Below are 16,942 nucleotides of genomic sequence, written 5' to 3'. Positions count from 1 at the left end.
TATGGTGAACAACACACACCTCAACGGAACGCGCATCGGCTTCGCTGGCGCTCACCGCGTGGGCAAGACCACCCTCGCCCGCGCCATCGCCAAGCTCTTCGACGTCCCCTTCTTGTCCAGCTCGGCGGGCGTTGTTGCCGAAATTCACGGCTTCGACATGGAGCGACACAATCGCCTGAACACGGGCACTGTGATGCAGGGGCGCATCATGGACGCCATGGTGGGCCAGATCGAGGCGTCCGCGGCGCTCAGCAAGGCGCACGGCGGCCCGGTGAGCTACGTGTGCGACCGAACGCCGATCGATGCAGCCGCCTATTACCTCGCCGATGCCTCGGCGGCGGCCGGCTCGCCTCGCGTTCGCGACGACTGCGTTCAGTATGTCGAGAGCGCCATCAGCCTCACCGCTCAGCATTTCGATCTCGTGATCCTGGTCCCGCCGGCCATCACCTTCGAGCCGATGGATGGCAAACCGCCGATGAATGCCGCCTACCAGGAGCATATCCATTTCCTGGTGCGCGGCATGCTCTTCGATGAGAGCTTGGCGGACATGGCGCCGCGGATCGGCACCATCTTGCGCGAGAACACCGACCGCGCCGACCGTATCGCGACCGCGGCGGACTTCGTGGCAGCCACCTTCGGCCTCGCCAATCGGGCAGCGGCATGATCGCGCGCCTCCGCAAAATGCGCGTCAAGGCGCGAACGGCGGTCAACCTCACCGGCTATGCGATCGTCGGCTACCTTGCGTTCGCGGCGGGATACTGCGCCGCGGCGGCGGTGCTGCGGTGATGGCGAAGACCCACAAGCTCACCCTGTCACGCGACGCCCTCATGAAGGCAATCGCGCAGGTGGTGAAGGACACCTCCGTCGGCTTGGCTGATCTGGACTGCGTGGCGATCCACGCCGTCCTGGTCGATCACGGCAAGGGCGCCCAGCGCGAGACGTTCCCCCTCGACACCATCGAGGTGGAACTAGCTCGCCCGGTCAGCACTCCTGTGCGCAAGGTGGGCAAGATCTCGCTTGCTACGGTCGACGGGGCGCGCGTCTGATGCGCCGCCTGGTCAACGTCTGCGACACCGAGGGCACCGGCCTCAATGAGCCCGAGCACCGCCTGATCGAAATCTGCTGCCGGCTCTACGACCTCGACACCGAAGAGCTCGTGAAGGGCTTCGTGTGGCGCTGCAACCCGCTGCGAAAGATCGACGCCTCTGCCCAGAAGGTTCACGGCATTCGGCTCGACGATCTCGCCAACGAACCGACGTTCGATGTGATCGCGCCGCAGGTCCGCGGCGTCATCGAGCACCCCGAGGTGGTGTTGGTGGTCGCTCACAACGGCGACGGGTACGACTTCCCGTTCCTAAAGCGGGAGCTGGAGCGCGTTGGGCAGCGCACGACCTGGCCCGCGACCTATGACACGATGATGAAGGGACGCTGGGCAACTGCCAACGGCAAGCTGCCCCGGCTCCAAGAACTCGCGACGTGCTGCGACGTCCCATACGACCGGGCGAAAGCCCACGCAGCCGAATACGACGTGGATGTGCTCGCTCAGTGCCTCTTCGTCGGCCGCCGCCTCAACTGGTTCAATCTGCCCACCGGCCCCCAGTCCAAATAGAGAAGGATCACGCAATGAAGTTCAAGCATTCCGCGGGCGAACTCTCGCTCACCGCGGTCGCCCTCCTCGGCGACCAGAACATCGTCAAGCGCGAAGGCGCGCTGTTGGCCTGGGACCTGGGCGAAGGGTCGGAAGAGGACAAGGTCGAACGCCTCGCCGAACTCGACGACAAGGTCGTGGCGGAGATCGTCGGCCGCGAGGATGTCAACGAGCTCGCGGGCCTCAAGATGCTCCGCACCGACATCGCTTCGGCCCGCTACGAGCTCGCGCGGGCTTCGGCTGCCGTCGAGCCGGTCGCAGGAAGCCAGCCGACCGGCACCGACGATGCGGTTATCTCGGTTGCAACGACGCAATCGAGCGTCGAGCACGAGGAGATCGACGATGAGCCGCAAGCGCAACCGCAACAGCAGCCCCAAGCCCGCCGCCGACGCGGCTGACAACACCCAGGCGACCACGGCACTCGTGGTCGCCACCGACCTCGAAGATCCTGTCGATGCGGCGCTCGCCGCGATCCAGGCCGAGATGGACGAAACGAACGAGATCATGAGCCTCGCGGACGTCGAGGAGGTCACGATCGACGTCACCCCCTCCAGCGTCGTGATCGACGTCGCCACCGGTAACGAAGAGATCGAGGACATGCTCGCCGCGGCGGAAGAAGCCGAAGAGGACGAGTTCGGCTTCCAAGCTCCCGCAGATGGTGAGAGCGCGACCGCCCAGGTTGCCAGCGGTGATGTGAGCGAGGTCATCGCCAACGACGCTGACGCCCTGCTCGCCGAGATCGAAGCGGCCGAGAGCGTCACCAAGCCCGCCAAGCAGAAGAGCGCACGCAAGCCGAAGATCGCCGCGAATACCACGCCGGCAGCGGCCCCCGCCCCCGCCCGCGACTTCCACTCGATCGCCGCGATCGACCCCGCCACGCTCAAGGCTAACCTCGACGCCTGTGCCGCGAAGAAGGTGCAGGAGAAGGCGCAGAACCTCATCCAGTCGATCGCCGCCGGCAAGCGCCTCTCGCGGTACACCTCGGTCGCGGTCCGTCGCCTGGTTGCCGATGGCATGATCAGCGGCAAGTCGCTCGTGGCCGCCTACGAGGGCGAAAACCTCTCCACCGGCACCGCCCGCGCCCAAGCGCAGCAGATGACGGCGCTGTTCAAGATCACCGGACTCGTCCAGCCGTCGCCCACCGCGCCCCGCGATCTGGTGATCGCCGACCAAGCCCTCGCCGCCGAGCTGGTGAAGCTCGCCGCCTAATGCATTGTGTGTGTCGCTTGCCACTTGCTCTCGCTGCGACCTGTGGTAAGTGACACACATCGCAAACGAACAACGACTCGCGAGGAGCGAAATGAGCGAACCGATCATCATCCAGGAGCCCGGCGAAACGGATTTCGTCACCACGATCAGCGTCGAGCAGCAGGCGAATCTGCGTCGTCTGGCGGACCATCTCCTGCAGCTGCCCGCCACATATCCCGATTTCAGCATGCGGCTGTTCGTCGACAACGAACTTCACGGCAGGGGGCACCACCCGGCCTTCCGCGCCGAATGTGGCACCGCTGCATGCGCGGTCGGTCACGGCCCCGTCGCGGGCATCGACTTCGTCGCGGGCGAGAACTGGATCAGCTATTCATATCGCGCTTTCGTCCCGTCCCCGGTCGACGAGGACGGTCAGGAATATCGCTACGAAGGTGCCGTGTGGGAGTGGTGCTTCGGCAGCGGTTGGTCTGACACCGACAACACCGCGCACGGCGCCGCCCACCGCATCAACTGGCTGCTGACGCACGGCGCGATCCCCGATGACGCTCAGGAACAGCGCGAGGGCGAGGCCGAGATCTCCTACTGGCCCGAGGGGGTGCGGGGCTGATGGTCGCGATCAACAACGACATCCGCGCCGACATCACGAACGCGGTGCTCAAGCACGGCTTCCGTGACAAGCTGCTGGCCTTCTTCCAACTCGAGGCACCGCTGATGCGGCGCGTATTCGAGCGCATCTATTCCGCCGAGGTTCGGGCGGCCCTGAAGCTCATGAGCGAGACGCACAAAGGTTCGACATACTTCCGCAACACGCTGCCGCTGAACATCGCCGGCGCGCGCGTAACGCTGGGGCGAAACTCGAACGCCTCCGGCAACGCTATTAATCGCCTAAAGCCGGCCGAGGTGAAGCTGCCTGGCTTCTACGTGCCCTATAGCGACACCGGCGACAACCCTCTTGCGAGCTTCGAGGCTGACGATGCGTTTGGCGCCGAGGTCATGGAGTTCGTCCTCTACCAAGAGGGGATCGCCGACGAAATCAACACTCGTCGCGCAGAGGTGACGGGCATCCTGTCTGAGATCCGCTCCGATCGTCAGTTGCGCGAGCGATGGCCCGAGGTGATGCCCATCGCAGAGCAGTTCATCAAGGCGGTCGCCAAGGTGCAGCTGCCGGCAGTGCCCCTCGTGAACCTCAACCAGTCGCTCGGCCTACCGCCGCTGAAGGAAGCGGCATGACCGAAGCGTTCTACTGGATCGGGGTCGGGGCGACCGCAGCGATCGCCACGCTCCTCGTACTTGCGGCATTGATCTGGCTGTATGCGGTGCTGCTGCACGGTCGCTTCAACCTCATCTTCTTCCGCAAGGGCGATCGACGCCTGTCCATCGCATCCTGGCACAACTCCCAGATGTTCAATCAGGACGCATATTGGGCCGACGATTTCCCGATCGGCCCCCGCCCCTTCTATCTCTCCTACCGTGTCGGTGGCGAGCGTCGCGCCTTCATCATGCTGGGCATGATTGATGCGTGCCGTCACGCACCGATCCACGGCAAGCACCCGGAGCACAACTGATGCGCGGCACCCGCCTCCCCAAAATCGTCCCCTTTCACCCCGGCGCCAAGTTCTACAGCGCTGCCCAGCGTACCGATATGATGGAGCTTGCGCTCGATCTGCGCGCGCTCCGCGGTAACGTGGCCGCGACGGTCGCGGCAACGCTGATCGAACGGCGCGTCATGTGGCCGGGCCTCGCTCATCGCTTCTTCGCGTGGGTTGCCGGCAAGCGCGGGAAGACCGAACGCCTCTTCTACATGCTCGTCTACAACAACCGCCGGACCGGCGATAAGCTGACGCGTAGCCTTCTCGAAAACGCCGCGCGCTGGGCCGTCGACGGCGTGGATCGTGAGGAGCGCACCAGCGTCGGCGGCTTCTCGCAGCGCGAGGTGAACTTCATCGCGGGCCTGATTCACGTCTCGCAGAATGCCAATGCTCGCGTCGACCTGGCGGTGGCGGCATGACGGACAAGCCCGTGCGCAAGAAGAATGCCGCCAATCGCAAGCGCAACCAGCGTCTGCTCCAGGCGATCCGCACCTACGTCAACGAGGTGGGTGTCGATCCTAGGGAGATGATCCGGGGGCTGTTCAAGGAGGTTGTCGAGACCCGCGTGAACAAGGGCTTCGTGGGTGGTGCCTTCATCGAGAGCATCATCCGCGACGAGGTCGGCCGCAAGCTGACGCAATGGCGTGTGCCGCAAGGCTCGGGCGTGACCAAGCTGAACGAGCTGATCGAGAAGGTCATTCGCGAGGAAGCTCAGAAGCTCCTCAAAGATCACCTAACGATCAAGATCGATGTGACCGCCGCCGTCGAACACGAGGGCCGCGGCATTGATGAGCGGCGCATGCGCGAGGGGGCGACGTTCTGATGAGCAAGCACTTCGCGCTAGGTCATGGCAGCACCGTGACGGTGTGGGCGTCCGAGACCAAAGTGGACGAACGGGGTCGGCACTTCGACTGCCTCAATGGCGCGTGGTCGGGCGTATTCAAGGACGGGCTGGTATACGTCGAAGGAGCGTCGAAGGGGCTGCCGGGCACCATCGTCTGGGAAGGCTGCGTCCCTCCCGGCATCGGCGACTACAATGCCGTCATACCATGGATCGCTGCACAGATCCTGGGCCGTGAGAGCAAGCTTTATGGCGAGCCGCACCCCGACGCGCAGACGTGGTTCTGGCGCGAGATCGACGGCGGTAGCGCGGGAGCGATCCGCGGCTCTACCGAGATGGAGGCGCTGGATCGACTTCGTGAGGCGTTCCCCGAAGCTGGTGCAATTGAGTGGCAACGCCGCTTGCCGGCTGCCGGCATCGTCATCGATCCAGTCATCGAGGACGAGGTGGCTTTCTGATGCTGCCCGCGCACATCAAGGATCTTGTCGAGCGCGGCGGGCTGTTCGTCATCAACGACAGCGGCGGGAAGGACAGCCAGGCGATGAAGGTGATGCTGAAGCGGCTGATCCCTCATCGCCAGTTGCTGATCGTTCACGCGGTTCTGCCCGAGGTCGAGTGGGACGCATCGGTCGAGCACATCGAGCGGTACAGCGCGGGTATCCCGATCATCGAGGCGCACGCCTGCAAGACGTTCTGGCAGATGGTCGATCACCGCGGCATGTTCCCCTCGCCCTCAAACCGCCAGTGCACGTCCGACCTGAAGACCGGCCCGATCACACGCGAGATCCGTCGCTTCCTCGCCGCGCACCCGGAGTTCGGCGGGCTGGTCGTGAACTGCATGGGCATGCGCGCGGCGGAAAGCCCGAAGCGTGGCAAGCTGGTCGACTTCAAGCGGAACGAGCGCAACTCCGTCGCCGGCCGCGAATGGTACGACTGGCTGCCGATCCACGGCTTCTCAACCGAGCATGTGTTTCAGCTGATCAAGGCAGCGGGCGAAGAGCCGTTCTGGACCTACGGTGCCGGGATGAGCCGCAAGAGCTGTATCATCTGCATCATGTCCTCCAAGGACGATCTGACGCGCGCAGCCGAGCTCCAGCCGAAGGTCTACGCCCGATACTGCCACAAGGAGATCGAGCTGGGCTTTACAGTCAGCATGACCGGCAAGCGGCTGCCCGAGATCACCGGCATCGAGCCAATGGATCTTGCCGCTTAGATCCACTGGTGGAACGGCGGTGATACGGCTACACGACCGCTATGGCTACCGATCACTGGCACTACGTTTTGACATGCAGCTGCGGCGCGACCGGCACCGCTCACGGGACCGACAACGACAACGGCCCGAATTTCGCTATTCAGGAGTTGTCCAAGGGCTTCGTGGAGTCTGGTTCGACCCCCAACCCCACTGCCGTACGCTTCTCTCACGTCGGCTGCCCAGGTCACACAACCTGGGGATTACGATAACGACGATCGGCCGGGCGATTTTAAGCGCGTCTGAGCGCATCGCTTGCGCAAGGTTGGTCAGACTACCTCAAGCGCTCAAATCGCGCTGAGATCGCACCGCAGCGCAATCTAGCGCACCTTGCACACCTCGAAGAAACTTCACCGGCGCGAACACGCACCGAAAGAACCCACTTGCGCGACGCTGAGACTGTGCTAGGTGACACACACAACGCGAGCAGCGGTGCTCGCACAAGGAGATTCTCATGGACCTGCAGTCCGTAACCGACTTCGTTGCACAGCGCGGCGAGCCCGCGGTGGTCTCGCTGGCCAACGACATCCACATCTTCCACTTCGATGCCGATGACCGCTGGCAGGATTGCCCGATCGTGTTCGTCAATCGCAACGGGCACCACTTCCGCCTGATCAAGCAGAGCAAGGGCGACTGGCTGTTCGCGAAGACCTGGAACGGTCTGCTGCCGAAGAACGATTGGGAGACCGGCGCGAACCTTCGCCGCCCTGATCCCGAGAAGCTCATCTCCCTGTGTGGCATCGGCCCGCAGGGTACCCGTGGCGCGCAGTTCGAGACCCTTTGCCTGCTGCCGCAAGACGTCACCACAGGTCGGCGCCGCGCTGTTTGGCGCGACAAGACCGTCCAGGTGTTCTTCGACCGCGGCACGAGCAGCACCACGCTGCATCTGCCCACCGGGCGCGTCGTCGTGCCCGGCAAGCTCTGGGAGAGCAAGGATGCTGCCGACGCGTGCGCGAAAGCCTTCGCCGGCTCGCCGCCTGCTGTCGGCAAGAACGAGCCGCTGACCGAGAAGCAGACTGCCGTGCTGGAGAGCAGCCCGCTTTGGGGGATGTTCTGATGGAAACGATCGTCGCGGCGGCAATTAGGGTTCGTGTACCCGATCATTGGGCCAAGCGCGAACATGATTGCGCGAAGCCCTATCCCGACTTCCTGACCATAAGCGCACCGCCACCGGCGCGGCACCACACCTTGCTGCACCCCAGCTTCGACATTCTCGGGCACGGCACAGGCGGCGATGATCAAGGCTTCACGACTTCGATCGGCCGCTATGTCGGACGCGCGGAGGCGCTGGAGATCGCGGTTGCCGCCGGCCAGGTGGATCCGGCCAACCGGAAGTCGGGATCCAGTTTCCCCGGGCTTTTCTCCGAGGATTTGTGGTGATGGACGCGAAGGAGCGCCGTCGTCGACTGGGAGCGGTGACCCGCTTCGAGCGCGCGGCACGCGATCACGCCTTCAAGGGCGCTGCGCACCCCGACGACTGGGCTGAGATAGATAGGATTTTCCTTCTCGCGAAAGCGCACCTTTTGCGGGTCATGGGCTTGGAGGTCCGCAGCTGATGCCTACGATTACAACGGCATGTGACGGCAGCGGCCTCACGTTCGAGCGTATTAACGCCATTCTCGACAGCCTGCCTCAGCCGGGCGACACATTGGTGATCACCAATCCGACACTGCTCAAGCTGTGGCGCGGTGAGCTGCGGTCGAGCCGCATGTGGGTGCGCATGATGCGCACCGGCAACTACGACCGCCGCAAGCTGAAGCGAATGTTTCGCCTTCTGGAGCAGGGCAACTGATGGCCACCAACACCTGCGCCCGTTGTGGCTGGAGCTGGTGGAAGCACCAGAGAAAGAACAAGTGCCCATTCAGCCCGCCAAACCCAGACGGCAGCAAGCCGCGCTTCAAGCGCCGCCAGGCATAGTCCGTCCTGCCCTGCATTTCGTAGGATTCCGAGGCGACGAGCACACGACGGCGGTTCGCATCTGGGGCGCACCCGACTTCTACCACCCGCGCTGGGACGTCCGAGCGAGTCTCGAGATTCACGAGACCGACACCGTCGTGTTCGCCAAGGGCAGCGAGCGTGACGAGCCCAGCAAGTTCAATGCCCAAGACATCATCGAGGACGAACCGTGAAGACCGCCAGCACCTACAAGATCCAGCGCGCGCAAGCAGCAATCGCCGCCGGCGAGAAGCCGGCGATCGCGATCCGCGGCATCGCCGATCTGCAGCGCGTATCCGCGATCCTCAACAAGGGCTTCGCCCTCGAGCTCACCCTTGAACGGAACGCCGGCTTCCTGATCGTCGACCCCGACGACATCCTCGCCGTGCATGTCCGCTCGCGCCCTACCCGCGACGACAGTTAACCCACCCGACAATCTGACGAACAGGATCTACGAATGATGCAACAGCAACTGGAGGCTCCCCTGACCAACCGACGCCCGATGGCCGCATCGTTCCGGCCCCTCGCCAATCCCGATCGCCGCCGAGATCGCCGCGTCGCCCGCCGTTTGCGCGAGTTCGATGCGCTCGACGATGGCTGACGTGCCCTTTCCTTCCGCGCGGCGCCGCGTCTATGTGGGGCTCTTCACTGAGGAGCTTACGATGGATCGGCGCAACGACCGCGGACTGCTGCACCGGCTGATGTTCGGCCGCGGCGGCCCCGCACCCGAGCGGAAGGAAATGACGCGCGGGCAACAGACGGCCTGGCTGCTGGCGGCGATCGCAATCGTCGCCTTCCTCGCCTTCAACTATATGGAATCTCGGCGCGATCCGTGCGCCTCGATCTTCAGCGGCGGCGAGAGCAAGTGCCGCGCGGACGAGGTGATGAAGCGGCTCGGAGCTCAGTAAACTGCGGTCGAGGTGGTCAATCGCCACCCGACTTGCGTGCTGCGTCGGTGTATACCAACATGCACAACAAGGAGGCGATATGCTCTACTACCTCTGGGGCTTGATCTTCGGCGAAATCGTTCGTGACTATGGGCGCGGCTTTAAGGTCAGAACGTTCGTCGGCGAGTCCGGTCTGCGCTGCCTCACTCCGACCGGCGTAGTGCCGGTGGCGAGCAACGACAATTTGGCGGGTGCCGCGTGAGCGACCTACCGAAGATCGGCGGACATATCGACTGGCTCGATCTCCGCGACGGCCAGCAAGCCGTTCTCAGTGGACGGCTTGAGCTGGCCAGCCTGACCGGGCTCGTAATCACCGGCGCCGACTGGAGCCAGCTATCTGTGAACGCGGACGACGCGCGAACGCTGACGCACTTCAAGGGTCGGCAGGTTCGGCTCGTGGTTACCCGCACCGAAGACGGGTTGTTCGCCACGGCCGACGCCATCGCCAGCATCATCGTAGAGCCGCAACGGAAAGGGAGTGCCAGATAATGGCCCGTTTCCAGATCGATTTTGAACGCGAGGTCATCCAGGTCGACCGCGTAACGAGGGTGATCGAAGCTTCCAGTCCACAGCACGCCAGAGAGATTGCGGCGCTGATGGCATGCGAGTTCGACTCGTCTTGCCCCGACGACGTGACGATGTCCGAAGAGGGCTCTGGCGAATGTCAGGAGTGGATGGTCCACGCCATCGAGGTGACCACCGGGCCCTTGACCGAGGAGGACGAGGGTGAAGAAGGCTTCGCTTGATCGCGTCCATGCTGTCGAGCGCGCCCACTCTCTGCTGAAGGAAGCCCGCGACCTCCTCAAGCTCGCCGACGCGCGCCAAGCAACCGACAAGGTCCGCGCGGCGATCATCTCCACCCAGGGCGCTGAGAAGAACGTGAGGTTCCTGCATCAGCGCACCGAAGCCGCCCGCATGCCTTCCGCATGTTGTGAATAACACACTCAGCAATGAGGAGCAGACTATGAGCGAATTGAAAGCGCCGAACGGCACCGAGATCCGGGGGACACAGGAGCTTGTCCCCGGCGCGGCAGGTGTCGTCTTCACCCCCGATGAAGCATGTGGCTTCGAGCATGACGGCTCGGGCACCGAGATGTTCTGGGACGCGATCGAGACCGTCGAGATCGCCGGCGCGACGATGTTCACCGACCACGATGGTATCGACTGGATGCAGCATCACCTGATCCCGGCCGACGCCGAGCCGCTGACCCCGGCGACGCTCGACGCCTTCCAGAAGGAAGAGCGCGTCGGGATGCTGCTGGACTGCTTGCGCCGCGCACAGTCGCTCGGAGCAGAGGCGGGGCTCTCGCTGCTGCTGACCCGCCACGCCGTCGAAGACACGGAGAAGACCTACGAGCAGCTGAAGGCGCGCTCGCTGGACCTCAAGGCACGCGACCTGGCGCGGGTGTCGGCATGAGCGATATTCCGCAGCTCGCAGCCGAGCTCCGCAACGCGAGCACGGGCGACATCTACACGGATGCGGATGAATGTCAGGCCTCCGTCGATGATGCCATAGCAGCGACCTGCGTAGCCGCCGATCGCCTTGAGCGGATCGCCGCCTATCATGCTGAGCTGGAACGGCTCGAGCTTACCGCCAACGTGTTTGACTATGCCGCCATCATCGAGATCCTCGAAGGTGGCGACGCTCAACTGCCCACTGAGAAGGATCGCTGATGCCCCGCTACAATGTGGACGTGAAGGCGTTTATCAGCGTGGCTGTGGAGGCTCCTGACGAAGCCTCTGCCCGCGCTGCCGCCGACCTATTCGTCGAGAACCTGTCGCCCACTGGGAGTTACATCCGGGGCTATTCGGACCAGCTGAAGGAGTTCGGCGAGGCTGCGCTCGTCCTGGACAGCACCGGCACCTTCGACGTCGATGGCGAGAGCGAAGTCGAGGAGGAGAAATGATGGGCTTGACCACCGGACCCACCAACGCCGATCGCGCTGAGTGGGCACGAACCGCGCAGGAGGCATTCGACGCTCAAGTCTACCTCGGCAACGCGGATGACGTGGAAGACCTGGAGACCCGAATCGGCGATCTGATTTGCAACCTTCTCCACCTCGCGCGGCGCGATGCGGGCGTGACGGATCTCGATCAGCTCCTGCAGCGCGCGAAGGGCAACCACGACGACGAGAAGGAGGGGGACCGGGAGGAATGAAGCTCTATCTCTCCCTCTCCCGCATCTGGAGCGGCACGCAAGCCGACGCAAAGGCTGCCCAGGGCGGCGCGGGCTTCGAGACGATCGAGGTTCCGACCAACAAGCCCGAGCTGATCCAGTGGCTCAATGATCGGTGGTCTTCCTTTGCCGTCGGCCCGACGACGGAAGAAAGCGCGCCACCTTCGCCAGCGATCGAGGAAGCGCCGCGCACGACAGAGCCGGACCCCTCCAAAATGCGCGCGGCCCAGCTGGAGCGCTTCGAGTCCGTTGCGCGCAAGCTGGGGTGGACGCCACCCGGCGAGCAACCCACGGCACCCAAGCGAGACCTGGGCGCCGAGATCCTCGAGCTCGACGTCGCGGCGCTGCCAGCCATTCTCTCGGCCGCGATCGGTCGCCTTGGCGAGATCGCTGGTACGAATGGATGGGGCGCGTTCGCGAAGCACGTCTACTCGTGGACTCCCGGGTCGCGATCTGTCGAGCAGGGCCTGGGCATGCTGATGCTCGCGGCCATGGAACAGATGACCGCAAAGACAGCGGAGTCGGACCAGTCCACCGATTGACGAACCAGTCAGAGCGCTCGTAGCCATGGGACCATGGGCAACGACGCATCAAAAACCCTCGAGCAGCGCGCAATTTTGCGCGCTGCTATTTCGTGCTTGGCCGATCCGCTACAGGGCGCCAGCCGCGAAGCTTTCATCGCGAACGCTGAACGCGAGGTGAACCGAGCAGCGCCCGCGCCGTCGCGAGCCCAGATGCGTAGCTATCTGAAGACCTCCCTGTAAAGCATTGGTGTTAAGTCGATCCAGCTTGCGCATCGATTGCAGGTGCGTGATAGCACACATGCAAGCGCGCGATGCGCACAGGGAGGGCAAATGACCAATGAGCGGCGCTTCGGCGCCTACGATCACTATCGAATCGACGGCTTGACGACAGGCTCTCCGCGGTGTGCGAGTGGCCGCGTATGAATGGCACGTTTCTAGGCATGGCGCTGCATCATGTTACAACGCAGCTGGACCAGGCTCCCGAATCGGAGCAAATCGACGACTTGGGGGCACACTTGCGGCGACTTTTTGTGGTCTGGAACCGATCCTACAAGCGGCTCTGCATCGTCGCAGAAGACGTGTCCGAGGCATTGCTGATCGCCGAGAGCGTGAAGCACCTTCGGCGCGCGCAGCAGTATCGCCGCTTCGCTGACGTTACGGAAAAGGCGCTCGCTGGGGAGACGTTCGAGGTGATCGGCGACTTCGGCCCCACGCATGAGCTGGCGCATGTTCTGAATGCCGGGCACTCCGGCGTCCTCTCGCACTCGCCCGAGGGCTATGCCATTGCGGGACACCTCGTAAAGAAGCCACACAAACCCATTTCATGACTGCAATATTTTGTTGCAGTTAACGTAAGCATCATCTAGTCGATGCTACGTTAAGGGCTTGTTTTGCGAGATTTGATCGCCGCTATTTCCTCATTCGCACTCGTGCTGGCGACCGCCGGCATGATGATCCACTCTGCTTGGCTTGTGTTGCACGGCGGTCCCGTTTGGCCGTTAGGTATCTATGCTGCCTGCATGTTGGTCGCGTCCGTCCCCATGGCTTTAGTAAATGCCGAGACGCCGTTCAGTGAATGATCGCAATTAGCCGATTGCTAGTCATGCTAACAAGGTCGATAACGACTGTAGAATTTCACAGTTCAACAGGGGGACACATGCTCGCACTTTCTATTTCTTTCGTTCTCGGTGTTGTCGCAACGTTGTTTTGCATCTTCGTCGCCTTCCCGATTCTCACGGTGGTCTTGGCCGACATCATGAACAACGAGACGCGCAACTGAGCGCGATCGGCCTGTTATCCATCGGGGAACTCATAAGCCATGCAGTATTTCCATCTCGGCGGGTTCCTCGCCGGCGTGCTGGCGGCGGTTGTCGTTTACGGGGCTACGGCGGCCTTCGTCGGACGAAAGAAGCCGCGGCTCAACTTCGTGAAGGACCACGAGTCCCAGAAGTGAACGCCTTCAGCGTTGAAGTCAGTGGCCGGGAGCGATCCCGGCCTTTCTTTTTGCCCGAAGCACAGCCCTCTTGCGCGAATCGCAACGTGTGGTTAGCAACACACATGCGGTCAGCGGTGACCGCGAAGCGAGGCAGCACCAATGACCGACAACACGGCGCCCGTTATGCTCGGGCAGCGCATTCGATTGATCCAGATGGGCAAGGACCCCAACCCCATTGACCCCGGGACCGAAGGCGAAGTGACGATGGTCACGGACTGCACGAGGTTCGATGGCACCTGGCACATCGGCGTAAACTGGGAAAATGGCCGCACGCTTTCGCTGATCGCGCCGGCCGACAAGTTCGAGGTCCTCGGCCCCTTTCCCTCAACGGCGATCGTCGCCTGATGCTCGAGATCCTCGTCTTCTACGACGTGCCATTCGCGTGCCCTAAATGTGGCGCTCGCCTGGAGACTGGCGAACCGGTCGATATCGATGACGACGGACCCATCTTCAAAGGCCGTTGCGCCAGCCACGGAGAGTTCCTGGTCCAAGCCGCTGAGCAAGACACCGTGGATGGCGAAGCACCGTAACAGAAGCCATTCGCACGCCTGCTAGATATGGTGAATAACACACATGCGGTCAGCGGTGACCGTAGACGAGAAGGATGTTCGATGTTCAAAGATTTCAACAAGACCGGCCACCGCGCGCTTTCGGCTGACGTGGTCGCCGAGCTCGCGGAGCTCGGGCAGCGGCATGGGCTGAAGTTCGAGGTCAAGGGCGGTCAGTTAGGCGCGCACAGCCTCACCCTCTCGCTGGTCGCGTCCTCGGCCGACACGACTGCGGCAGATGACGCCGCGCGCCGCTTGATCGACGTCAACGGTCGGTCCCTCGGCCTGGCGGGCAGCGACTATGGGCTCGTGTTTACGAGCCTGGGCAAACGCTACCGGTTCACCGGCGTGTCTCCGAGCAGGCCGAAGTATCCGATTGACGGCGTGTGCGAGAGCACCGGACGCCAATTCAAGTTCGCTCGGACTGCTGCCATCGCCATTCAGATGTCGCGACCCAAGCAGCTCACGCCGGCCCAGGCGGCAATCGCAGCGCCCACCAATCGCGCGCCCGAAGCGCTCGATCCGCGCTACTCCCAAATGGCGCAGTTCTGATGGCGGAGTTCACCGTCACCTATGCGTTCAACTGCCGCCGCTACATCACGGCGACGATCGAAGCCGACACGCCTGCACAGGCGGAGAATCTCGCGCGCGCTGGCGCCAAGGAAGCGATCGAAGCGGAATGTCTGCGGCTTGAGAGCATGGAGGGCTTCGGCTCCCAGGCGGTGCTCGATGCTGCGCTGTTCCTCGATGCGCGCGAACCGGAGCTCGGCACGATCCTCGACGGCGCTGAGCTCCCCGAGCTGGACGAATAACGATGATCGACTTCTCGCTTCCGATCCGAACCGTGCGCACGCGTCGCCGGCTGTATGTCACCGGCGGCCAGCGCCTCGACACGCGCCCTGACGCGATCGGGACCGGCTTTGTCTACGGCGCTCTCGGGAGCCCGGTGGATGAAGGCTGCCCCTGGGGCAAGATCGAGACCTTCGATCCGACCGAGGATCTCTTCGTGGAAGAGGAAGAGGTCGAGACGCCGTGGGCTCGACGAGCGCGCGAGGAGACCGAGCGCGCCAACGCCAGCAGCCCGCTTTGGGGGATGTTCTGATGGGATGGAAGCGGATCGCCCTCACCGGCAAGGGCATGAAGAACAATGTCCAGGTGCACCGGCCTGACTGGATCAAGATGATCGAGGATGCGGGCTACGTCTACACGGACACCGCCGACAACTGCGACATCCTGGTCGCGTCGCGCACGAATACCGTCAAGGCGAAGACGGCAGCCGCCCGCGGCGCCCAGGTCATCACCTACGAGGCGCTCGCGATCATGCTTGACGCGGGCGTTCAGGCAGCTGTCGGCGCCCCTGCCCCGCCGCCTGCGCCAATCGACACAACTGAAATGGAAGGAAGCGCCCTGTGGGGACTGTTCTGAACTGGCGGATGCCGATCGAGTGGGACGACGGCACCGCGTGCGAGCTTGACCCGACCGAGTGGCGCCGGGTGTGCGACGGCGAGGAGCTCACCGCCTACATGGTCGTCGGGATCGACACGCCCCGCGGCTGGAACGCCGCGACCATGCCGAAGCTCAGCACTACCAAGCCTGTCATGGTCAATCCCGATGGCACGCTCGACGCAGCGCGCGGGCCAGGCGCTCCGAGGATCGTCAACACGCAGATGCCGCTGCTGCGCTTCCCTGACGCCACGAACCCGATCGCCGGCCGGATCTTCGATCGCGGGACCAAGCTCAGACTCGTCACGGCATCTGGGCAGCGGTATCTCTACGTGTGGCCGCGTCTGACGCCGATCAACGGAGCGCCCAAGCTCGTCGAGATCACCGTCGCCCAGCTGGAGGCGGAGGAAGCTGCCGCAGCAGAGCAGGCCGCCATGCTCGACAACCCGATGTTCGGAATGTTCTGATGGAGCCTACTATCATCGCCCCGCACGTGCCGGTCGACGGTATTCATCGAGCCATCGCAATTGTCGGCGCGCGCCAGCAGGGCAAGTCGTTCATGCTCCTCAATCACGCATTGCGTGCAGCCGCCGAGCAAGCGGGTCACGCTGCCAGGGCCGCACGCAAGATGATCGTGATCCATGACGAGTGGTTCAACGCGCACCCTTTCATCGATCGAGCGGCACCTCCCCGCGACCGCAGCCACTTCGAGCGCGGCGGGCGCTACCGCAAGCCTCCCGAGGGCAAGCGTGAACTCGCGCCCGAGCCTGGCATGGTCCAGGTTCGCAACCGCCGCGGTGAGCTTGAGTGGAAGAAGCTCGGCGCAGGCATGCGGAGCGCCGGCCAATGATCGACTGGGAAGCCCCGCTCAGGATGGTGCCGCGGCAGGACTCAGACGGTGGCTACTATGGCCCTTCTGTCCATCTCGTCGCGATGCTCGATGACGACGGCAAGGTCGTCCCGCTGTCGCCTACCCGTATCGGTCGAGATATCACCGACCACTTCCGGCAGCAGTTCGGCCAGGGTGTACGCTTCATGGTCAAGGCCGATGGTCAGGGCGGGAACCCGATCTACTACAAGGCAGACGGCACGCCATGGCTCTCGCATCACGCGAACCTCATGAACGAGGATGGGCCGCGAACGCCACTTGGGGAGATGGAAAGCAAGGCGGTCGAGGCGCTCCGCAAGATTGAGGAGGCTCGGCGCCAAGCGCACCAGGCCTTGAGGGAACGCCGCGAGAAGGCTGCCCAGGCGGCCATCGACGCCAAGCTCGCAGATGAGCGCGCGCAGGATGAGATCGAGGCGAACCCCCTGTGGGGCACCTTCTGACCTAAGCCA

At 63.6% G+C, this 16,942-nt stretch carries 41 protein-coding genes; all 41 read left to right on the top strand.

Going from position 1 to position 16,942, the window contains the following annotated elements; genetic code table 11:
• The first annotated feature begins 4 nt into the window (after positions 1 to 4).
• The 41 genes from BM009_RS06465 (at position 5) to BM009_RS06290 (ending at position 16,933) form a co-directional block, all read left to right on the top strand.
• Complete coding sequence (locus tag BM009_RS06465; protein ID WP_217644175.1) at positions 5 to 664, top strand: AAA family ATPase; 660 nt, start codon at positions 5 to 7, stop codon at positions 662 to 664.
• Positions 661 to 786, top strand: a complete 126-nt coding sequence (locus BM009_RS23115) for a hypothetical protein (protein ID WP_302847356.1) — start codon at positions 661 to 663, stop codon at positions 784 to 786. Before BM009_RS06465 ends, BM009_RS23115 begins: the two co-directional genes overlap by 4 nt.
• Complete coding sequence (locus BM009_RS06460; protein WP_093294846.1) at positions 786 to 1,046, top strand: hypothetical protein; 261 nt, start codon at positions 786 to 788, stop codon at positions 1,044 to 1,046. Before BM009_RS23115 ends, BM009_RS06460 begins: the two co-directional genes overlap by 1 nt.
• Entirely contained in the window at positions 1,046 to 1,609 is a 564-nt protein-coding gene (locus tag BM009_RS06455; protein ID WP_093294845.1) for a 3'-5' exonuclease, read from the top strand. The genes BM009_RS06460 and BM009_RS06455 overlap by 1 nt, the downstream gene beginning before the upstream one ends.
• Positions 1,610 to 1,623: 14 nt before the next feature.
• On the top strand, positions 1,624 to 2,046 hold the full coding sequence (locus tag BM009_RS06450) for a hypothetical protein (protein ID WP_093294843.1): 423 nt from the start codon (positions 1,624 to 1,626) through the stop codon (positions 2,044 to 2,046).
• Positions 1,991 to 2,857, top strand: coding sequence for a hypothetical protein (locus BM009_RS06445; RefSeq protein ID WP_093294842.1), 867 nt, complete (start codon positions 1,991 to 1,993; stop codon positions 2,855 to 2,857). The genes BM009_RS06450 and BM009_RS06445 overlap by 56 nt, the downstream gene beginning before the upstream one ends.
• Positions 2,858 to 2,948: 91 nt before the next feature.
• The gene (locus BM009_RS06440; protein WP_093294840.1) at positions 2,949 to 3,464 is read left to right on the top strand and encodes a hypothetical protein; all 516 of its coding nucleotides are present in this window, start codon (positions 2,949 to 2,951) and stop codon (positions 3,462 to 3,464) included.
• Positions 3,464 to 4,087 carry an Nmad5 family putative nucleotide modification protein gene (locus BM009_RS06435; protein WP_093294839.1) on the top strand — a complete coding sequence of 208 codons (624 nt, stop codon included), beginning with the start codon at positions 3,464 to 3,466 and terminating at the stop codon, positions 4,085 to 4,087. The genes BM009_RS06440 and BM009_RS06435 overlap by 1 nt, the downstream gene beginning before the upstream one ends.
• On the top strand, positions 4,084 to 4,422 hold the full coding sequence (locus BM009_RS06430) for a hypothetical protein (RefSeq protein WP_093294837.1): 339 nt from the start codon (positions 4,084 to 4,086) through the stop codon (positions 4,420 to 4,422). The genes BM009_RS06435 and BM009_RS06430 overlap by 4 nt, the downstream gene beginning before the upstream one ends.
• The gene (locus BM009_RS06425) at positions 4,422 to 4,865 is read left to right on the top strand and encodes a hypothetical protein (protein WP_093294836.1); all 444 of its coding nucleotides are present in this window, start codon (positions 4,422 to 4,424) and stop codon (positions 4,863 to 4,865) included. Before BM009_RS06430 ends, BM009_RS06425 begins: the two co-directional genes overlap by 1 nt.
• A gap of 11 nt (positions 4,866 to 4,876) precedes the next feature.
• Entirely contained in the window at positions 4,877 to 5,269 is a 393-nt protein-coding gene (locus BM009_RS06420) for a hypothetical protein (RefSeq protein ID WP_139216562.1), read from the top strand.
• A complete protein-coding gene (locus BM009_RS06415; protein WP_093294833.1) occupies positions 5,269 to 5,745 on the top strand; it encodes a hypothetical protein in 477 nt (158 codons plus the stop codon). Before BM009_RS06420 ends, BM009_RS06415 begins: the two co-directional genes overlap by 1 nt.
• On the top strand, positions 5,745 to 6,500 hold the full coding sequence (locus BM009_RS06410) for a phosphoadenosine phosphosulfate reductase domain-containing protein (RefSeq protein WP_093294831.1): 756 nt from the start codon (positions 5,745 to 5,747) through the stop codon (positions 6,498 to 6,500). The genes BM009_RS06415 and BM009_RS06410 overlap by 1 nt, the downstream gene beginning before the upstream one ends.
• Before the next feature lie 490 nt (positions 6,501 to 6,990).
• Positions 6,991 to 7,593: a hypothetical protein gene (locus BM009_RS06405; RefSeq protein WP_093294829.1), complete on the top strand. Its 603-nt coding sequence runs from the start codon at positions 6,991 to 6,993 to the stop codon at positions 7,591 to 7,593.
• Positions 7,593 to 7,916 (top strand): Y16D family protein, encoded by a 324-nt coding sequence (locus tag BM009_RS06400; RefSeq protein ID WP_093294828.1) that lies wholly within the window; start codon positions 7,593 to 7,595, stop codon positions 7,914 to 7,916. The genes BM009_RS06405 and BM009_RS06400 overlap by 1 nt, the downstream gene beginning before the upstream one ends.
• Positions 7,916 to 8,092 carry a hypothetical protein gene (locus BM009_RS22545; protein ID WP_175487924.1) on the top strand — a complete coding sequence of 59 codons (177 nt, stop codon included), beginning with the start codon at positions 7,916 to 7,918 and terminating at the stop codon, positions 8,090 to 8,092. Before BM009_RS06400 ends, BM009_RS22545 begins: the two co-directional genes overlap by 1 nt.
• The gene (locus tag BM009_RS22155) at positions 8,092 to 8,328 is read left to right on the top strand and encodes a hypothetical protein (protein WP_139216561.1); all 237 of its coding nucleotides are present in this window, start codon (positions 8,092 to 8,094) and stop codon (positions 8,326 to 8,328) included. Before BM009_RS22545 ends, BM009_RS22155 begins: the two co-directional genes overlap by 1 nt.
• A gap of 22 nt (positions 8,329 to 8,350) precedes the next feature.
• Positions 8,351 to 8,665 (top strand): hypothetical protein, encoded by a 315-nt coding sequence (locus tag BM009_RS06395; protein ID WP_254772181.1) that lies wholly within the window; start codon positions 8,351 to 8,353, stop codon positions 8,663 to 8,665.
• Entirely contained in the window at positions 8,662 to 8,895 is a 234-nt protein-coding gene (locus BM009_RS06390; RefSeq protein ID WP_093294826.1) for a hypothetical protein, read from the top strand. The genes BM009_RS06395 and BM009_RS06390 overlap by 4 nt, the downstream gene beginning before the upstream one ends.
• A 33-nt stretch (positions 8,896 to 8,928) precedes the next feature.
• Entirely contained in the window at positions 8,929 to 9,072 is a 144-nt protein-coding gene (locus tag BM009_RS22540) for a hypothetical protein (RefSeq protein WP_175487923.1), read from the top strand.
• A 61-nt stretch (positions 9,073 to 9,133) separates the two neighbouring features.
• Positions 9,134 to 9,379 (top strand): hypothetical protein, encoded by a 246-nt coding sequence (locus tag BM009_RS06385; protein WP_139216560.1) that lies wholly within the window; start codon positions 9,134 to 9,136, stop codon positions 9,377 to 9,379.
• 79 nt (positions 9,380 to 9,458) lie between these two features.
• On the top strand, positions 9,459 to 9,620 hold the full coding sequence (locus BM009_RS22535; RefSeq protein ID WP_175487922.1) for a hypothetical protein: 162 nt from the start codon (positions 9,459 to 9,461) through the stop codon (positions 9,618 to 9,620).
• Complete coding sequence (locus tag BM009_RS06380) at positions 9,617 to 9,907, top strand: hypothetical protein (protein ID WP_093294823.1); 291 nt, start codon at positions 9,617 to 9,619, stop codon at positions 9,905 to 9,907. The genes BM009_RS22535 and BM009_RS06380 overlap by 4 nt, the downstream gene beginning before the upstream one ends.
• Positions 9,907 to 10,164 (top strand): hypothetical protein, encoded by a 258-nt coding sequence (locus BM009_RS06375; RefSeq protein ID WP_093294822.1) that lies wholly within the window; start codon positions 9,907 to 9,909, stop codon positions 10,162 to 10,164. The genes BM009_RS06380 and BM009_RS06375 overlap by 1 nt, the downstream gene beginning before the upstream one ends.
• Positions 10,145 to 10,357: a hypothetical protein gene (locus BM009_RS06370; RefSeq protein WP_093294820.1), complete on the top strand. Its 213-nt coding sequence runs from the start codon at positions 10,145 to 10,147 to the stop codon at positions 10,355 to 10,357. The genes BM009_RS06375 and BM009_RS06370 overlap by 20 nt, the downstream gene beginning before the upstream one ends.
• 25 nt (positions 10,358 to 10,382) lie before the next feature.
• Positions 10,383 to 10,835, top strand: coding sequence for a hypothetical protein (locus BM009_RS06365; RefSeq protein ID WP_093294819.1), 453 nt, complete (start codon positions 10,383 to 10,385; stop codon positions 10,833 to 10,835).
• Entirely contained in the window at positions 10,832 to 11,092 is a 261-nt protein-coding gene (locus BM009_RS06360) for a hypothetical protein (RefSeq protein WP_093294817.1), read from the top strand. The genes BM009_RS06365 and BM009_RS06360 overlap by 4 nt, the downstream gene beginning before the upstream one ends.
• Positions 11,092 to 11,325 carry a hypothetical protein gene (locus tag BM009_RS06355; RefSeq protein ID WP_093294816.1) on the top strand — a complete coding sequence of 78 codons (234 nt, stop codon included), beginning with the start codon at positions 11,092 to 11,094 and terminating at the stop codon, positions 11,323 to 11,325. Before BM009_RS06360 ends, BM009_RS06355 begins: the two co-directional genes overlap by 1 nt.
• On the top strand, positions 11,322 to 11,576 hold the full coding sequence (locus BM009_RS06350) for a hypothetical protein (RefSeq protein WP_139216559.1): 255 nt from the start codon (positions 11,322 to 11,324) through the stop codon (positions 11,574 to 11,576). Before BM009_RS06355 ends, BM009_RS06350 begins: the two co-directional genes overlap by 4 nt.
• Positions 11,573 to 12,136, top strand: a complete 564-nt coding sequence (locus tag BM009_RS06345) for a hypothetical protein (RefSeq protein ID WP_093294813.1) — start codon at positions 11,573 to 11,575, stop codon at positions 12,134 to 12,136. Before BM009_RS06350 ends, BM009_RS06345 begins: the two co-directional genes overlap by 4 nt.
• Positions 12,137 to 12,558: 422 nt before the next feature.
• Entirely contained in the window at positions 12,559 to 12,945 is a 387-nt protein-coding gene (locus BM009_RS06340) for a hypothetical protein (protein WP_093294811.1), read from the top strand.
• 329 nt (positions 12,946 to 13,274) lie between these two features.
• Positions 13,275 to 13,397 carry a hypothetical protein gene (locus tag BM009_RS23110; protein ID WP_302847355.1) on the top strand — a complete coding sequence of 41 codons (123 nt, stop codon included), beginning with the start codon at positions 13,275 to 13,277 and terminating at the stop codon, positions 13,395 to 13,397.
• 39 nt (positions 13,398 to 13,436) lie between these two features.
• Positions 13,437 to 13,571: a hypothetical protein gene (locus BM009_RS23105; protein ID WP_302847354.1), complete on the top strand. Its 135-nt coding sequence runs from the start codon at positions 13,437 to 13,439 to the stop codon at positions 13,569 to 13,571.
• Positions 13,572 to 13,712: 141 nt separating this feature from the next.
• Positions 13,713 to 13,958 carry a DUF4314 domain-containing protein gene (locus BM009_RS06330; RefSeq protein WP_093294808.1) on the top strand — a complete coding sequence of 82 codons (246 nt, stop codon included), beginning with the start codon at positions 13,713 to 13,715 and terminating at the stop codon, positions 13,956 to 13,958.
• A gap of 266 nt (positions 13,959 to 14,224) precedes the next feature.
• A complete protein-coding gene (locus BM009_RS06320) occupies positions 14,225 to 14,713 on the top strand; it encodes a hypothetical protein (RefSeq protein WP_093294804.1) in 489 nt (162 codons plus the stop codon).
• Positions 14,713 to 14,973, top strand: coding sequence for a hypothetical protein (locus BM009_RS06315; protein ID WP_093294803.1), 261 nt, complete (start codon positions 14,713 to 14,715; stop codon positions 14,971 to 14,973). Before BM009_RS06320 ends, BM009_RS06315 begins: the two co-directional genes overlap by 1 nt.
• 2 nt (positions 14,974 to 14,975) lie before the next feature.
• A complete protein-coding gene (locus tag BM009_RS06310) occupies positions 14,976 to 15,263 on the top strand; it encodes a hypothetical protein (protein WP_093294801.1) in 288 nt (95 codons plus the stop codon).
• Positions 15,263 to 15,586: a hypothetical protein gene (locus tag BM009_RS06305; protein ID WP_093294799.1), complete on the top strand. Its 324-nt coding sequence runs from the start codon at positions 15,263 to 15,265 to the stop codon at positions 15,584 to 15,586. The genes BM009_RS06310 and BM009_RS06305 overlap by 1 nt, the downstream gene beginning before the upstream one ends.
• Positions 15,571 to 16,071, top strand: a complete 501-nt coding sequence (locus BM009_RS06300; protein ID WP_139216557.1) for a hypothetical protein — start codon at positions 15,571 to 15,573, stop codon at positions 16,069 to 16,071. The genes BM009_RS06305 and BM009_RS06300 overlap by 16 nt, the downstream gene beginning before the upstream one ends.
• A complete protein-coding gene (locus tag BM009_RS06295) occupies positions 16,071 to 16,454 on the top strand; it encodes a hypothetical protein (protein WP_093294795.1) in 384 nt (127 codons plus the stop codon). The genes BM009_RS06300 and BM009_RS06295 overlap by 1 nt, the downstream gene beginning before the upstream one ends.
• Positions 16,451 to 16,933 carry an ATP synthase subunit B family protein gene (locus BM009_RS06290; RefSeq protein WP_093294793.1) on the top strand — a complete coding sequence of 161 codons (483 nt, stop codon included), beginning with the start codon at positions 16,451 to 16,453 and terminating at the stop codon, positions 16,931 to 16,933. The genes BM009_RS06295 and BM009_RS06290 overlap by 4 nt, the downstream gene beginning before the upstream one ends.
• The last annotated feature ends 9 nt before the right edge of the window (positions 16,934 to 16,942 follow it).

This window comes from Sphingomonas sp. NFR04, from assembly GCF_900114095.1.
Classification (GTDB): Bacteria; Pseudomonadota; Alphaproteobacteria; order Sphingomonadales; family Sphingomonadaceae; genus Sphingomonas.
Note: the sequence above shows the minus strand (reverse complement) of the source record. Positions and strands in the feature narration are given on the sequence as shown.

Excerpts from the sequence above, each read along its gene's own strand:
- BM009_RS23115 (WP_302847356.1), top strand. The coding sequence starts at position 661 with ATGATCGCGCGCCTCCGCAAAATGCGCGTCAAGGCGCGAACGGCGGTC.
- BM009_RS06460 (WP_093294846.1), top strand. The coding sequence starts at position 786 with ATGGCGAAGACCCACAAGCTCACCCTGTCACGCGACGCCCTCATGAAG.
- BM009_RS06455 (WP_093294845.1), top strand. The coding sequence starts at position 1,046 with ATGCGCCGCCTGGTCAACGTCTGCGACACCGAGGGCACCGGCCTCAAT.
- BM009_RS06450 (WP_093294843.1), top strand. The coding sequence starts at position 1,624 with ATGAAGTTCAAGCATTCCGCGGGCGAACTCTCGCTCACCGCGGTCGCC.
- BM009_RS06445 (WP_093294842.1), top strand. The coding sequence starts at position 1,991 with ATGAGCCGCAAGCGCAACCGCAACAGCAGCCCCAAGCCCGCCGCCGAC.
- BM009_RS06440 (WP_093294840.1), top strand. The coding sequence starts at position 2,949 with ATGAGCGAACCGATCATCATCCAGGAGCCCGGCGAAACGGATTTCGTC.
- BM009_RS06435 (WP_093294839.1), top strand. The coding sequence starts at position 3,464 with ATGGTCGCGATCAACAACGACATCCGCGCCGACATCACGAACGCGGTG.
- BM009_RS06430 (WP_093294837.1), top strand. The coding sequence starts at position 4,084 with ATGACCGAAGCGTTCTACTGGATCGGGGTCGGGGCGACCGCAGCGATC.
- BM009_RS06425 (WP_093294836.1), top strand. The coding sequence starts at position 4,422 with ATGCGCGGCACCCGCCTCCCCAAAATCGTCCCCTTTCACCCCGGCGCC.
- BM009_RS06415 (WP_093294833.1), top strand. The coding sequence starts at position 5,269 with ATGAGCAAGCACTTCGCGCTAGGTCATGGCAGCACCGTGACGGTGTGG.
- BM009_RS06410 (WP_093294831.1), top strand. The coding sequence starts at position 5,745 with ATGCTGCCCGCGCACATCAAGGATCTTGTCGAGCGCGGCGGGCTGTTC.
- BM009_RS06405 (WP_093294829.1), top strand. The coding sequence starts at position 6,991 with ATGGACCTGCAGTCCGTAACCGACTTCGTTGCACAGCGCGGCGAGCCC.
- BM009_RS06400 (WP_093294828.1), top strand. The coding sequence starts at position 7,593 with ATGGAAACGATCGTCGCGGCGGCAATTAGGGTTCGTGTACCCGATCAT.
- BM009_RS22545 (WP_175487924.1), top strand. The coding sequence starts at position 7,916 with ATGGACGCGAAGGAGCGCCGTCGTCGACTGGGAGCGGTGACCCGCTTC.
- BM009_RS22155 (WP_139216561.1), top strand. The coding sequence starts at position 8,092 with ATGCCTACGATTACAACGGCATGTGACGGCAGCGGCCTCACGTTCGAG.
- BM009_RS22540 (WP_175487923.1), top strand. The coding sequence starts at position 8,929 with ATGATGCAACAGCAACTGGAGGCTCCCCTGACCAACCGACGCCCGATG.
- BM009_RS06385 (WP_139216560.1), top strand. The coding sequence starts at position 9,134 with ATGGATCGGCGCAACGACCGCGGACTGCTGCACCGGCTGATGTTCGGC.
- BM009_RS22535 (WP_175487922.1), top strand. The coding sequence starts at position 9,459 with ATGCTCTACTACCTCTGGGGCTTGATCTTCGGCGAAATCGTTCGTGAC.
- BM009_RS06375 (WP_093294822.1), top strand. The coding sequence starts at position 9,907 with ATGGCCCGTTTCCAGATCGATTTTGAACGCGAGGTCATCCAGGTCGAC.
- BM009_RS06365 (WP_093294819.1), top strand. The coding sequence starts at position 10,383 with ATGAGCGAATTGAAAGCGCCGAACGGCACCGAGATCCGGGGGACACAG.
- BM009_RS06360 (WP_093294817.1), top strand. The coding sequence starts at position 10,832 with ATGAGCGATATTCCGCAGCTCGCAGCCGAGCTCCGCAACGCGAGCACG.
- BM009_RS06355 (WP_093294816.1), top strand. The coding sequence starts at position 11,092 with ATGCCCCGCTACAATGTGGACGTGAAGGCGTTTATCAGCGTGGCTGTG.
- BM009_RS06350 (WP_139216559.1), top strand. The coding sequence starts at position 11,322 with ATGATGGGCTTGACCACCGGACCCACCAACGCCGATCGCGCTGAGTGG.
- BM009_RS06345 (WP_093294813.1), top strand. The coding sequence starts at position 11,573 with ATGAAGCTCTATCTCTCCCTCTCCCGCATCTGGAGCGGCACGCAAGCC.
- BM009_RS06340 (WP_093294811.1), top strand. The coding sequence starts at position 12,559 with ATGGCGCTGCATCATGTTACAACGCAGCTGGACCAGGCTCCCGAATCG.
- BM009_RS23110 (WP_302847355.1), top strand. The coding sequence starts at position 13,275 with ATGCTCGCACTTTCTATTTCTTTCGTTCTCGGTGTTGTCGCAACGTTG.
- BM009_RS23105 (WP_302847354.1), top strand. The coding sequence starts at position 13,437 with ATGCAGTATTTCCATCTCGGCGGGTTCCTCGCCGGCGTGCTGGCGGCG.
- BM009_RS06330 (WP_093294808.1), top strand. The coding sequence starts at position 13,713 with ATGACCGACAACACGGCGCCCGTTATGCTCGGGCAGCGCATTCGATTG.
- BM009_RS06320 (WP_093294804.1), top strand. The coding sequence starts at position 14,225 with ATGTTCAAAGATTTCAACAAGACCGGCCACCGCGCGCTTTCGGCTGAC.
- BM009_RS06315 (WP_093294803.1), top strand. The coding sequence starts at position 14,713 with ATGGCGGAGTTCACCGTCACCTATGCGTTCAACTGCCGCCGCTACATC.
- BM009_RS06310 (WP_093294801.1), top strand. The coding sequence starts at position 14,976 with ATGATCGACTTCTCGCTTCCGATCCGAACCGTGCGCACGCGTCGCCGG.
- BM009_RS06305 (WP_093294799.1), top strand. The coding sequence starts at position 15,263 with ATGGGATGGAAGCGGATCGCCCTCACCGGCAAGGGCATGAAGAACAAT.
- BM009_RS06295 (WP_093294795.1), top strand. The coding sequence starts at position 16,071 with ATGGAGCCTACTATCATCGCCCCGCACGTGCCGGTCGACGGTATTCAT.
- BM009_RS06290 (WP_093294793.1), top strand. The coding sequence starts at position 16,451 with ATGATCGACTGGGAAGCCCCGCTCAGGATGGTGCCGCGGCAGGACTCA.